At 62.8% G+C, this 12,971-nt stretch carries 13 protein-coding genes, 1 tRNA gene and 1 pseudogene; 11 read left to right on the top strand and 4 right to left on the bottom strand.

Features of this window, described 5'->3' with window-relative positions; genetic code table 11:
* The 6 genes and pseudogenes from ttcA to yihA all read left to right on the top strand — a co-directional run.
* The coding region (gene ttcA / locus RMO18_RS17970; RefSeq protein ID WP_309667772.1) for a tRNA 2-thiocytidine(32) synthetase TtcA at nucleotides 1-776 on the top strand (776 nt) is incomplete at its 5' end.
* 78 nt (nucleotides 777-854) lie between these two features.
* Nucleotides 855-2,351, top strand: a complete 1,497-nt coding sequence (locus RMO18_RS17965) for a bifunctional diguanylate cyclase/phosphodiesterase (protein ID WP_309667770.1) — start codon at nucleotides 855-857, stop codon at nucleotides 2,349-2,351.
* A gap of 257 nt (nucleotides 2,352-2,608) precedes the next feature.
* Entirely contained in the window at nucleotides 2,609-2,731 is a 123-nt protein-coding gene (locus tag RMO18_RS17960; RefSeq protein ID WP_309667768.1) for a hypothetical protein, read from the top strand.
* Between the two features lie 28 nt (nucleotides 2,732-2,759).
* A pseudogene (gene yidC, locus RMO18_RS17955) lies at nucleotides 2,760-4,607 on the top strand (membrane protein insertase YidC); the annotation flags it as partial.
* Between the two features lie 155 nt (nucleotides 4,608-4,762).
* On the top strand, nucleotides 4,763-5,509 hold the full coding sequence (locus RMO18_RS17950; RefSeq protein WP_309667764.1) for an MOSC domain-containing protein: 747 nt from the start codon (nucleotides 4,763-4,765) through the stop codon (nucleotides 5,507-5,509).
* Entirely contained in the window at nucleotides 5,506-6,156 is a 651-nt protein-coding gene (gene yihA / locus RMO18_RS17945; protein ID WP_309667762.1) for a ribosome biogenesis GTP-binding protein YihA/YsxC, read from the top strand. Before RMO18_RS17950 ends, yihA begins: the two co-directional genes overlap by 4 nt.
* 27 nt (nucleotides 6,157-6,183) lie before the next feature.
* On the opposite strand, the gene yidD is transcribed toward yihA, so the two are convergent.
* From yidD to rpmH, 3 genes are read right to left on the bottom strand one after another with little or no spacing between them, the layout of a single operon-like run.
* Nucleotides 6,184-6,453 carry a membrane protein insertion efficiency factor YidD gene (yidD, locus tag RMO18_RS17940; RefSeq protein WP_309667761.1) on the bottom strand — a complete coding sequence of 90 codons (270 nt, stop codon included), beginning with the start codon at nucleotides 6,451-6,453 and terminating at the stop codon, nucleotides 6,184-6,186.
* The gene (gene rnpA, locus RMO18_RS17935) at nucleotides 6,450-6,869 is read right to left on the bottom strand and encodes a ribonuclease P protein component (protein WP_309667759.1); all 420 of its coding nucleotides are present in this window, start codon (nucleotides 6,867-6,869) and stop codon (nucleotides 6,450-6,452) included. The genes yidD and rnpA overlap by 4 nt, the downstream gene beginning before the upstream one ends.
* A gap of 36 nt (nucleotides 6,870-6,905) precedes the next feature.
* Nucleotides 6,906-7,040, bottom strand: a complete 135-nt coding sequence (gene rpmH, locus RMO18_RS17930) for a 50S ribosomal protein L34 (RefSeq protein ID WP_125324946.1) — start codon at nucleotides 7,038-7,040, stop codon at nucleotides 6,906-6,908.
* A gap of 249 nt (nucleotides 7,041-7,289) precedes the next feature.
* On the opposite strand from rpmH, the gene RMO18_RS17925 reads away from it, so the two are divergent.
* The 4 genes from RMO18_RS17925 to RMO18_RS17910 all read left to right on the top strand — a co-directional run bounded on the left by RMO18_RS17925 (nucleotide 7,290) and on the right by RMO18_RS17910 (nucleotide 11,012).
* The gene (locus RMO18_RS17925) at nucleotides 7,290-8,024 is read left to right on the top strand and encodes a TVP38/TMEM64 family protein (RefSeq protein ID WP_309667756.1); all 735 of its coding nucleotides are present in this window, start codon (nucleotides 7,290-7,292) and stop codon (nucleotides 8,022-8,024) included.
* A gap of 1 nt (nucleotide 8,025) precedes the next feature.
* A complete protein-coding gene (locus RMO18_RS17920; protein WP_309667754.1) occupies nucleotides 8,026-9,444 on the top strand; it encodes an FAD-dependent oxidoreductase in 1,419 nt (472 codons plus the stop codon).
* A 69-nt stretch (nucleotides 9,445-9,513) separates the two neighbouring features.
* A complete protein-coding gene (locus tag RMO18_RS17915) occupies nucleotides 9,514-10,875 on the top strand; it encodes a HAMP domain-containing sensor histidine kinase (RefSeq protein ID WP_309667753.1) in 1,362 nt (453 codons plus the stop codon).
* 60 nt (nucleotides 10,876-10,935) lie between these two features.
* A tRNA-Arg gene (locus RMO18_RS17910) sits at nucleotides 10,936-11,012 on the top strand.
* 362 nt (nucleotides 11,013-11,374) lie between these two features.
* Here RMO18_RS17910 and RMO18_RS17905 read toward each other — a convergent pair.
* A complete protein-coding gene (locus RMO18_RS17905) occupies nucleotides 11,375-12,031 on the bottom strand; it encodes a TetR/AcrR family transcriptional regulator (protein ID WP_309667752.1) in 657 nt (218 codons plus the stop codon).
* Between the two features lie 91 nt (nucleotides 12,032-12,122).
* On the opposite strand from RMO18_RS17905, the gene RMO18_RS17900 reads away from it, so the two are divergent.
* A complete protein-coding gene (locus tag RMO18_RS17900; RefSeq protein ID WP_309667750.1) occupies nucleotides 12,123-12,890 on the top strand; it encodes a MipA/OmpV family protein in 768 nt (255 codons plus the stop codon).
* Nucleotides 12,891-12,971 lie beyond the last annotated feature (81 nt).

The following is a 12,971-nucleotide window of genomic DNA, read 5'->3' as shown; positions in this document are numbered from 1 at the left end:
ACGCGATTGAAACCTATGGCATGGTGCAACCGGGCGCGCGCTGGTTGGTCTGCCTGTCAGGTGGCAAGGATAGCTACACGCTGTTGGCGGTGCTGCACGAACTGAAATGGCGCGGGCTGTTGCCGGTGGAGCTGTTGGCCTGCAACCTTGATCAGGGGCAGCCGGGCTTTCCCGCGACCGTTCTGCCCGAGTTTCTGACCCGCATGGGCGTGCCCCACCGGATCGAATATCGCGACACCTATTCCATTGTCATGGAGAAGGTTCCCCAGGGCCAGACCTATTGCGCGCTCTGTTCCCGGCTGAGGCGCGGTAACCTGTACCGGATTGCGCGGGAGGAGGGGTGTTCTGCGGTGGTGCTGGGGCATCACCGCGATGACATGCTGGAGACGTTCTTCATGAACCTGTTCCACGGCGGGCGGCTGGCCACTATGCCGCCCAAACTGGTGAACGAGGAGGGCGATCTGATGTTGTGCCGACCCCTTGCCTTCGTGTCGGAAGCTGATTGCGACAGCTTTGCCAAGGCGATGGATTACCCGATCATTCCCTGCGATCTGTGCGGCAGCCAGGAAGGGCTGCAGCGCAATCAGGTCAAGGCATTGCTGGACGGCTGGGAACAGCGCACGCCGGGGCGGCGGCAAGTGATGTTCCGCGCGCTGATGAACGTTCGCCCGTCGCATCTGGCGGACCCGACGCTGTTCGATTTCGCCGGCCTGATGGCTGGCGGCAAGATCGCAGCAGATACAGAAAATTTGACGCAACTTCTGGGTGAGCGTTAAGGAACTTCTCAGGAACATCGATCTAGCTTGACCCAAATGGCATGGACAGTTTGTCCGTACCTTTCGGGAACAGACAGCATGATAGGATACCTACGTCAGGCGATCTCCAGCTTCCGGCGGACCGAGGTTCTGGTGTTTCTGCCGGCGTTGACGCTGGCCGCATTCTGGATCGGCGGCGAAGGGGCTTTGCTGATGATTGCGCTGGGTCTGCCATTGGTGACCTTGGTTGTGGTCCTGGTCGGGCAGGGCGCAGGGGGCGGGCCAACGGGCGGCACGCGGATGATCGAAGACCTCGACACGGTGATGGCATTGCAGGCCGAAGCGGGGCGCACCACGGCGTGCTTCGTGCTGCAGTTCGATGACCCGGTCGGGTTGATCGACCGCTATGGCCGTACCACGCAATCCGAGATTCTGGCCTGCTGCAACGACCGGGTCCGTGGCGCGATGCGGCTGGGCGATTCTTTGACCGCGCTGGAAGACGGCAGTCTGGTGGTGGTTCTGGCCCCGGTGTACCGGCTTGACCTTGAAACCATGGTGCAAATTGCGGGGCGCATTCAGGCGGTGGTGCATCAGCCGATCATGGCGCGGGCTGACGTTGTTCACGTGACCTGTTCGATTGGCTTTTGCCACGGGCGGCGCGCGCCTGAACCGACTGGCCGGTCACTGCTGGATGCGGCGCAGATTGCCGCTGATGAGGCGCGGCGGCATGGTCCGGGTGCGATCCGCGCCTTTTCAATCGACATGGCCCGGGCCAAGGTAAACCGGGATGCGCTGCGCGACGGGGTCGAGATTGCCTTGGCGGATGGCCAGATCAAGGCGCATTTCCAGCCGCAGATATCAACCGATACCGGTGCGATTTCGGGAATGGAGGCGTTGGCCCGCTGGTACCATCCTGACCGGGGATGCCTGCTGCCTGGCGAGTTTCTGCCGGTGATCGAGGGCACCGGGCTAAGCGAGCGTCTCAATCAGGTGATGGTGGCGGAGGCCTTGTCGGCGCTGGCAGATTGGGACCGGGCCGGTTTTTCGGTGCCGACGGTATCGGTCAACTTTTCGGCAGCGGAACTGAATGACCCGAAGTTGCCGGAACGGCTCAAATGGGAGTTGGACCGGTTCGATCTGACCACCGACCGGCTGACGATCGAAGTGCTGGAGACTGTGGTGGCATCGTCCGAGAATGACATGATCGCGGTCAACATTGCGACGTTGGCGGCCATGGGTTGCGGGATCGATCTGGATGATTTCGGCACGGGGAATGCCTCGATCACCTCGATCCGGCGCTTTGCCTTGCGCCGTCTCAAGATTGACCGCAGCTTTGTGACCGGGGTCGACGAGGACCGCGAGCAGCAAAAGCTGGTGGCCGCGATCCTGTCAATGGCTGAACGCCTTGGGCTGGAAACAATGGCCGAAGGTGTGGAAAGCCCGGCGGAACACACGATGCTGGCGCAACTGGGCTGCCGCCATGTGCAAGGCTACGGGATTGCCCGCCCGATGCCGGCAGACGAGGTTACGGTGTGGATGGGCCGCCACATCGAGCGGATCGCCACGACCCCCCGCATCGGGCAAAAGGCGCGATAGGCGATTGCGCCTGCGGCAAGCGCTCGGCGCTGCCTGCGGTCAGGCGGAGGCCGGTACGGCTGTATCGAGGTAGATCACCGGCCCGCAGTGCGCATGCGGACAGCGGCGGTGGGCCAAAACCGGGACTGATGCTGGCGTCTGCCAGGGGAGCGGACGACGGCATGTGGCTTGTCGATCGGGGCTGGTTCCCGGCCAAAGGGGCCCCGCGGTACCGGCATACTGCAAGTGTGGGTGGCCCTGAGCGGGGAGGGTCTGTGGTGACCGGCGCCTTTGCAGACCCCGCGTCGGTGCTGATTGCAGGAGAATTGATCGCCCCGACCCGGCGGTTCGGGGCAAAACCGCTTGACCTTTGCCCCACCCTGTCGTTGAAGCACCGCTGATCCTGGCGTTCGACATGGTGGTGGCTTCATGGAAGAGAACAACAACAAGAACCTGATCCTGGCAACAGCGCTCAGTTTTCTTGTCATTCTGGTCTGGTTCGTGCTGTTTCCGCCCCCAGAAGCCCCCCCGGCCCCGCTGACGCCGGCTGTGGTGACGGCTGATGTCGCCACCCCGGCAGTCAGCGATGTTGCCGGTCAGCCCGAAGCGCCCGAAGCCGTGCCGGAAGCCCCGCGCCTGACGATCGATACGCCCAAGTTGAGCGGCTCAATTTCCATGCTTGGTGGCCGGATCGATGATTTGAAGCTTAAAGCCTACCGACAGACGATCCAGCCAAGCGCTGAAACTGTTCGACTTCTGTCGCCAGTTGGTGGGGAAAAGCAGGCCTATTACGCGCTTTACGGTTGGGTTCCCGGCGGCTCTCTCTCGTTTGAAGACGTTCCTGGTGCCAACACCGAGTGGAAGCTTGCTTCAGGCGGCACGTTGTCGCCTGGCCAGCCGGTCACCCTTCGCTGGGATAACGGCAAGGGCTTGGTTTTCAAGCGCGAAATCGCCGTTGATGCCGACTACATGTTCACCGTAAGCGAAACAGTCGAAAATACATCGGCAAACGAAGTAAGCTTGCAGCCCTATGGGGTGATCGCACGGCACGGCGTGCCAACCGACCTTCAGCACATCTTCGTCGCCCACGAGGGGGCGGTCAGCCGTGTTAATGGCGAACTTTGCGAACGCGACTACACCGGCTCGACCTGGCTTTCCTGCGATACCTTCGCCCAACTGGACGAGGATGCACCTGAGCTTGGCAAGGCCATCAAGGAAGAAGCGACAACCGACGGCTGGATTGGCTTCACCGATCACTACTGGATGACCATCCTGATCCCCGAACAGGGAAAGCCGTTCACCGCCGTGGCAAAGCACGTGACGGCGTCGGACATCTACCAGACCGAGATACGGCAGCAAACCGTCGTCGTGCCTGCCGGTGGCAAGAGCACCACGACATCCCGGCTGTTTGCAGGTGCAAAGGAATGGGAAACCATTCGGAACTATCAAAACGATGCTGGAATTCCGGGCTTCATCGACAGCATCGACTGGGGACTATTCTTTTTCTTCACCAAGCCGATCTTTGCGGTGCTGCACTGGCTGCATGGGCTGATCGGCAACATGGGGCTGGCGATCATCGGGCTCACGTTCGTGCTGAAGGTGCTGGTGCTGCCGCTGGCGTACAAGTCCTATGTCAGCATGGCGCGGATGAAGGAACTGCAGCCCGAGATGGAGGCGTTGAAGGAACGCGCGGGTGACGACAAGCAGAAAATGCAGCGCGAGATGATGCAGCTGTACAAGGACAAGAAGGTCAATCCGGCGGCGGGCTGCCTGCCGATCCTGATCCAGATCCCGATCTTCTTCAGCCTGTACAAGGTGATTTTCGTCACCATCGAGTTGCGTCATGCGCCGTTCTTCGGCTGGCTGAACGACCTGAGCGCGCCGGACACCTCGTCGCTTTACAACCTGTTCGGGCTGTTCCCCTGGGATGCGCCGCCTGCGGGATCTATCCTGCACCTGATCTTCATCGGGGTGCTGCCGATCCTGCTGGGGATCACCATGTGGTTGCAGCAGAAACTGAACCCGGCCCCCGCTGACCCCGTGCAACAGCAGATCTTTGCCTGGATGCCCTGGGTGTTCATGTTCATGCTGGGCGGGTTCGCAAGTGGACTGGTGGTTTACTGGATCACCAACAACACCATCACCTTCACGCAGCAATATCTGATCATGCGCAGCCACGGCCATCGGCCGGACCTGTTTGGCAACATCCGATCGGGGTTCAAGAAGAAGGACGCCGCAATGACCGGTTCCGCGAAACCGGCTGGATCAAGGCCCGCGCCCAGTAGCCCGGCCAAAGCGATGCCGGCCAAGGCATCGCCCGCTAGAACAACGCCTGCCAAAACAACGCCCGCCAAAACAACGCTGGCGAAGACAACCACAGTTAAGACGACACCCAGAAAGCCGGGGCCGTCAAAGCCACGTGGCAGCAGCAAGTGACGGGAACGCTGGCGCATATCAGCCGGCACCCGATCAAGGGGTACGGACGCGAAGACCTTGCGTCCGTACTGCTTTCTGCTGGTGCCTGCCTGCCGTTTGACCGGCATTGGGCGGTGGCACATACGGCGGCGAAACTGACGCCGGGCTGGAACCCTTGCGTCAACTTTTCGCGTGGGGCCAAAGCAGCACCACTGATGGCGGTGACCGCTGAACTGAATGAAGACCTGCGCGAAGTGACGCTGCAGCACCCAGAGGCGGGGAGCATCAGGTTTCGGCCTGACGACCCGGCCGATCTGCCCCGGTTTCTGGCCTGGGCGAGGCCGTTGAACCCGGCCGACCGTGCGCTGCCTGACCAGATCGTGTCGGCGGGCCGTGGCATGACCGACAGCCCGTTTCCATCGGTTTCCATTCTGTCGCGCGCCTCGCTTGCCGATCTTTCGGCGCGGATGGGACTGGAGTTGTCGGTGCACCGCTGGCGCGGGAACCTGTGGCTTGATGGTGCAGATCCATTTGCCGAATTTGACTGGATCGGGCGGCATATCCGGATTGGCGGCGCCGTGCTGAAGATCGAAGAGCGGATCACCCGCTGCAAGGCGACCACGGTGAACCCTGAAACCGGGCACCGCGAGGGCGACACGCTGACCGCATTGGAAGCTGCCTACGGGCATCAGGACTTTGGCGTCTACGCCACGGTTGTCGACGGCGGCCCTGTCGCGCGGGGGAGCGAATGGAGCCTGGCATGAGCCTGAAGTTCACCCTGACACCGGAGCCTGACCTAGAGGCCCGCGAAAAGGGGCGGCTGCTGTTTGCAGGCCCGGTTACCTTTGTAAAGGGCGTCGTGGCCATGTCTGGGCTGCCGCCGGCGGACCGGCTGGAGGTTTGCTTTGCCGGTCGGTCAAACGTTGGTAAATCAAGCCTGATCAATGCGTTGACCGGACGCAAGACCCTTGCGCGGTCATCCAACACCCCGGGCCGGACGCAAGAGATCAACTATTTCGCCTTGGGTGATGAGCGGTATCTGGTGGACCTTCCGGGCTATGGCTATGCCGAGGCCCCGGTGGCGATTGTGGCGAAATGGCAGGCGCTGCTGAAGCAATATCTGGCGGGGCGGCAGACGCTGCGGCGTGCCTTCGTGCTGATCGACACGCGGCATGGGGTGAAGGCGGTGGATGAGGAGATTCTGACGCTGCTGGACCGGTCGGCTGTTACCTATCAGGCGGTGCTGACCAAGGCCGACAAGGTCAGCCGGGCCGAGCGCGACGAGATCATCGAACAGGTCAAGGGCGCGCTGGTGAAACACCCGGCGGCTTACCCCGAGATCGTGGTCACCAGTTCGGAAAAAGGCGATGGCATCGAAACGCTGCGGGCGATCATCGCGACGATGGAGTGATGCGCTGGGCGGACATGTGTGCCGGGTTCAAGGTGCGCGGTCCGAGGTGCGGTGCGTCTTGTCGAACTCAGGATCAGCGCCGGGAACCGGATCATAGCCGGAACCGCCCCACGGGTGACAGCGGCACAGCCGATGCACCGTCAGATAGCCGCCCCTGACCCCACCGTGGCGCTCCAACGCGTCAAGCGCATAGGTCGAACAGGTGGGCTGAAAGCGGCAGCCGTGCCCCACCCATGGCGACAGCACAAGGCGGTACGCCTGCACTGGAAAAGCGACGATCCGGGCCAGCGGCGTCATGGCTTGCCCCGGTGCACCGATCGCAGTGCGATTTGCAGGTCGGCGCGCAGGTCGGCGAACAGCCGGGTTACGGTGGCTTCGGGCCGGGCGACAAGGACGTAGTCCCATCCGGGGCGGGTCAGCGCGGGCAGAACGTCACGGGCAAGGGCGCGCAGCCGCCGCTTCGCCCGGTTACGCAGCACCGCGTTGCCGATTTTCTTCGATGCGGTGAAACCGATGCGGACCGTGTCGGTGCCATCGGCCCGATCCCTCGCCTGCAACAAAAAGCCAGCCGTTCCCTGACGCCGGGCCGAAGCGGCCTTCAGGAAATCGGCGCGCTTGGCCATAGTGATGAGCGGATTGCAAAGCAAAACCGCCGGAGGAGCGTTGGGCGCCTCGGCAGTGATGCCTGTGCCCTTGTCCTGCGGCGGTGTCATGTCGTGACCCATCAGACCCCCCAAGGGGTCATGCAATTAGGCCGAGAGCTTGTGACGGCCCTTGGCGCGGCGGGCGGCAAGCACAAGACGGCCGTTCTTGGTGGCCATACGGGCGCGAAACCCGTGGCGGCGCTTGCGAACCAGGTTCGACGGTTGAAATGTGCGCTTCATCGCGGCTCTCCATCAGACGGTGCCCGAACCACGCAGGATTCGAGGGCAGATAACTTGAAGCCCGTCCTTTACGGGCGGTTGAACCCCAAGTCAACGCAATGAGTTCCGATTTCCTGCAACATTTCGCCGGGCCGACCGGGGTTTTGTTTCAATACACCGCCGAAAGGCCCCGATTGCATCAAGGCCACGTGAGGAGCCTGTCTTTTGCCCCGGCTGCGGGCCATGTTCGCCACTTGAAAAGGATGCATCATGGTTGACCGTGCCCCCCCTAACAGCGTTTCCAAGGCTGGCTTGCTGCGAAAGCTGCCCTTTGTGCTGATTCTTGCCGCAGCCGTGCTGGGCGCGTTTACGCTGCGCGAGCATCTGAGCTTTGCCGCGCTGGCAGAGAACCGTGACGCGCTGCTGGCGTACCGCGATGCGCATTTCGGGTTGGCGGTGCTGGCCTTCATGCTGGGCTATGTGGTGATCGTGGCGCTGAGCCTGCCCGGCGCGACAGTGGCCACCTTGACCGGCGGCTTTCTGTTCGGGGTGTTTCCCGGCGCGCTGATCAATGTTGTGGCGGCCACAATCGGCGCGGTTGCAGTGTTTCTGGCGGCGCGTGCCGGTTTTGGCCAAGGGGTTGCGTCGCGGATCGAGGCGGGCGGCGGGGCTGCGGCGCGTCTGCAGGCGGGGTTGCGGGAAAATGAGTGGTCGGTCTTGTTGCTGATGCGTCTGGTCCCGGCAGTGCCGTTCTTTCTGGCCAACCTGATCCCAGCGTTCGTGGGCACCAGCCTGTGGCGGTTTGCGGTGACCACGTTTGTGGGCATCATTCCGGGCGGAGTGGTCTATACATCGGTGGGTGCCGGTCTGGGCGAGGTTTTCGCCCGAGGTGAGACGCCGGATCTGGGGATCATCTTCACGGCTCCGGTGCTGCTGCCGATTTTGGGGCTGGCGGCGCTGGCGGCATTGCCTATCGCGCTCAAGGCGCTTCGGAAAGGGACCTGACATGGAACGCATCGACACGGATATCTGCGTCATCGGCGCAGGATCGGGCGGGCTGTCGGTGGCCGCCGGGGCGGTGCAGATGGGCGCGCGGGTGGTGCTGATCGAGGCCGGAGAGATGGGCGGCGACTGCCTGAATGCAGGCTGCGTGCCGTCAAAGGCGCTGATTGCGGCGGCAAAAGCGGCGCAAGCGCAGCGGTCGGGCGGGGCCTTCGGCGTGACGCCGGTTGAACCAAAAGTGGACTTTGCGGCCGCGAAGGACCATGTGGCCGCTGTCATCGCGCAGATCGCACCGGTTGATAGCCAGGAACGGTTCGAGGGCTTGGGTGTGCGGGTGATCCGGGCCTTTGCCCGCTTTACCTCTCCCCGTGAAGTGGAGGCCGGGGATTACATCATCCGTGCGCGGCGGTTCGTGATTGCCACCGGATCGCGCCCTTTCGTACCGCCGATCCAGGGGGCCGATGTGGTGCCCTATTTCACCAACGAAACGATCTTTGCCGCGCGCGACAAGCCGGGCCATCTGATCGTGATCGGCGGCGGGCCGATCGGCATGGAAATGGCGCAGGCGCACCGGCGGTTGGGCGCGGATGTGACGGTGATCGAAGGGGCCAAGGCGCTGGGCCGCGAAGACCCCGAAATGGCGGCTGTGGTGCTGGATGTGCTGCGCGCTGAGGGCATCACCATTCTGGAGGGCCAGCCGGTGGTGCGCCTTTCGGGCACTGTCGGGGCGGTGGAGGTGCTGCTGGGCGATGGCGTCCTGGTCAAGGGCAGCCATCTGTTGATGGCCGTGGGGCGCAAAGTGTCGCTTGACGGGATGAACCTTGAGGCGGCGGGCGTGGCCTATACCGGCAAGGGTGTGACGGTGGGGGAAAACCTGCGATCCAGCAACCGGCGGGTCTATGCGGTGGGCGATGCGGCGGGCGGTTTGCAGTTTACCCATGTGGCGGGGTATCATGCGGGCATCGTGGTGCGGCAGGCGGTGCTGGGCCTGCCTGCCAAGGCGACGATGCGCGCGATGCCACGGGCGACGTTTACCGACCCGGAACTGGCGCAGGTTGGCCTGACCGAAGCGGAGGCGCGCGCGGCGCACGGCGTGGCGCTGACCGTGGTACGGGCCGAGTTCCACCACAATGACCGCGCCATCGCCGAGCGTAAGGACAAGGGCCTGATCAAGGTGATGATCGTGAAGGGGCGACCGGTCGGCGCATCCATCGTCGGGCCGCAAGCGGGAGAGCTGATCGCACTTTGGGCGCTGGCGATTTCGGCACGGTTGAAGATGTCGGCGATTGCGGGGATGGTAGCACCCTACCCGACGCTGGGTGAGGTGTCGAAACGTGTTGCGGGAGCCTATTTTTCCCCGAAGTTGTTTGATAGTGCTGCGCTGAAGGCCTTGGTTCGATTTGTGCAACGCTTTGTGCCCTGAAGTGGCTGAGGAGGATGTTTGTCGGTGAAGCGGGGCAGGTTCTTCAACACGCTGTCAGGGCGCTTCCTCATGTTGACCATCATCTTCGTGATGCTGGCCGAGGTGTTGATCTTTGTGCCCTCGATCGCGAGGTTCCGGGCGGATTTCATGCTGGAACGCCTGAAGCAGGCGCAGATTGCGGCGCTGACCCAGCTTGCCACCGCAGATATGATCATGCCGGAACTGGAGAAGGAGCTTCTGGCCAACGCCGAAGTCTTCAACGTGGTGCTGCGGCGCGATGAGGTGCGTCAGCTGGTGCTGTCTTCGCCGCTGCCGCAGGAAATCTATGAAAGCTACGATCTGCGCATGGCCGGCCCGTGGGAGCTGATCCGGGATGCGGCGCGCGTCCTTGTCGACCCGGAAAACCGGATCGTGCGGGTGATCGGCAACCCGGTGCAGGATGCCGGCATCCTGATCGAGATCACCATGGAAACCAAACCGCTGCGCGATGCGATGGTCGACTATGGCTTGCGCATTCTGTTGCTTTCGGCGCTAATTTCGGTGGTGACGGCGTTCTTGCTGTTTCTGGCGGTGCAGCGGTTGCTGGTGGTGCCGATCCGGCGCGTGGTGCAGCACATGCAGGCTTACGCGGAATCCCCCGAAGACGCCCGTCGGGTGATTGAGCCGACTGCCGATGTCGAGGAGCTGCGCGCGGCCGAAGAAGCGCTGCAATCGATGCAGACGCAACTGACGGGGGCGCTGCGCCAGAAGGAGCGTCTGGCCCAGCTTGGCAGTGCGGTGGCCAAGATCAGCCATGACTTGCGCAACATTCTGACCACGGCGCAGCTGTTTGCCGACCGGATCGAAAGCAGCGTTGATCCGGTCGTGGCGCGGGCGGCACCAAAGCTTGTCGGGTCGATCAGCCGGGCGGTGTCGCTGTGCGAAGCGACCCTGGCATTCGGCAAGGCGGAAGAGCCGCCGCCGCAATTGCGCCGTCTGAACTTTGGCAAACTGGTGGAAGAGGTTGTTGAGGGCGAGGGGCTGGGCGCGGAGGGCAATGTGACCTGCCTGATCGACGTGCCGCCGGGCCTGATGATCCGGGGGGACGAAGAGCAGTTGTACCGGGTGCTGGCCAATCTGGTGCGCAATGCAAGGCAGGCGATCGATGCCAAGGGCCAGCCTGGGACGATTGAAATCTCGGCAGGCGAGGATGAGGCGGAATGGTGGATCAGGGTCGGCGATACCGGGCCGGGCCTGCCTGCCCGTGCCCGCGAGCACCTGTTTTCCGCCTTTCAGGGCGGCGCGCGCAAGGGCGGCACCGGGCTGGGCCTTGCCATCGCGTCCGAACTGGCGCGCGGCCACGGCGGCCGGCTGGATCTGGCGCGCAGCGACGATGAGGGGACGGAATTCGTGATCCATCTGCCAAAAGAGACTGCGGGCGCAGAGCTTTAGCGACGCGGTGATTTCACCCTTGCATTGGCGTCGATGCGGGGCTACATCGCCGGAACTTGTGGACCCGTAGCTCAGCTGGATAGAGCATCAGACTACGAATCTGAGGGTCGGGCGTTCGAATCGCTCCGGGTTCACCAAGATATTCAAGGCTTGGGCTGAAGTGCCTGAGCCTTTTTTGTTTTCGGGCTACCACCGGGCTACCACCCGAAAAAAGCCATTTTGGAATTGAGGTTAAGTTACTTGGTTTTGCTCGTGGGGCTCGAGACCAACCTGTGAGTACTGGTTGAGGTGGCGGTGCCGACGAAGTGCTTGGGTTACATGAGCCGTCTTCATGCGACTGCGGAGGACGGGGGCCGAACGGGTCATCGGATCGGATAAATCGGTCGTTCCGGGCGGGACGCCGCCTGACGGCAGCGCGGCAATGCCGCTGCGGCATCTTGCGACACGGCCAGTCGTCGTGCTTGCCTCGAACAGGAGTTGTGACGTTAGCACACGGCGGTCATCCCCAGCGATGCGCGTCAAGCGCCACCAGCAACAGTTCCAGCCCGAACGCCATATGGTTAACCCCGTCATAAGAGCCCTCGGCCACCAACTGGCCTAAGGCGCAAAAGTGCGGATAGCGATCCGGATCGATCGAGGGCAGATAGGTGCGCGCGGCCTCGGAGTAGTTTTCAGGCTGCACGGGCATGCTGCGTTCCAGCAGGTGGAAGCCGTAGATCAGACTGTCGACAGCGTTCATCGCATGATCGGCCTGGACGTAACTGAACCCGGCCGCGCGCAGGCAGCCCAGCGTGGCGTCCATGAGTGCCAGCGAGTTGGGGCCCACATTGATCCGCCCCACAATCAGCGGTGGAGCCCAGGGGTGCGCAAGAAATACTGTCCGCATTGCATGCGCGCGGCGGCGCATCTCGTCCTGCCAGTTGCTGCCTGTGCTCGGCGGATCGATCCGCCCCACCACGGCATCGACCACCGCGTCCAAGAGATCATCCTTGTTGCGGATGTGGTTGTAGAGCGACATCGCCTCCACCCCCAACTCCCCAGCCAGAGCGCGCATGCTCAGGCTTTCCACGCCGCCTGTGTCGGCCAGCGCGAGCGCAGTTTCAGTAATTCGGGCGCGGGTCAGGCCGGGTCTCCGGGGTGGGTCGGGCGTCTTCATGGTTTCATGTCCGCGATTTGAGTTGACATGCTTACAGTGTAAGTTGTAGCGGTGGCGCTGCAGTTTACAATGTAAGTATAAGGAAACACCAATGCACTCGTCCAGACAACACCCGAGTTCCGGTCCGGGGCTGGTTCTCCTGATCGCCCTTGGCGTGCTTTCGCTCCCAGGCAGCGCCCAGGCGGAGGGCCTGCGCTATTCTATCGGTCTTCTTGCAGGGGCTGGACAGTCACCCTTCGAAAAGGACGGAACCGAGTCCGGCCTGATCCCCGATTTCCTGATCGAAGGCGAGCGTTTCAGTTTCGGCACCTCGGGCCTGACCTTCGACGTCATCCAAGGGGGGGACTTCACGCTTTCGGCACGGCTGGCACCGCGCTGGTTTGCCGCGGACCCGGCCGATGTCGCCGGTCTGGAACAGCTCAAACGCGATATCGCCATCGAAGCCGGCCTGTCCGCGCGCTTCGCTTTCGGTAATTTCGAGGCGGAACTCGAGGCGCTTCAAGACGTCTCGGACACGCATGGCGGTATGGCGGTGAATGCCTCGCTCTCGACCGGCTTCAGCGTTTCCGATCGCTTCACGATCGGTGCAAAGGTGGGTGCGACCTGGATGGACGCAGATCTTGCGACCTACAGTTATGGCGTTCTTCCAGCCGAGGCGAGCGGATCGCTCGCGGCGTATCGGGTCGGGGAGTCGGTCATTCCTTCAATCGGCATCAACGCCAGTTTTGCCCTTTCAGACAGTGTTTCGCTGATGGGCGGCGTGGAAACCAGTTTCCTTCCCGACAGCGTCACCGACAGTCCCATCGTCAAACGCGACACCCTGACATCGGCCGTGATCGGGATGCGCTATGAATTCTAGGCTGTTGCCGGAAACAGCCGACGATTTCTGGCCGATGCGCGAAGTGCTGCCGCGCATCGGCAGAAGTGCAAAACCACATCA

This window comes from Tabrizicola sp. (assembly GCF_031377265.1).
Taxonomy (GTDB): domain Bacteria; phylum Pseudomonadota; class Alphaproteobacteria; order Rhodobacterales; family Rhodobacteraceae; genus JAUYQR01.
This window is presented reverse-complemented; position numbering and strand designations above follow the sequence as displayed.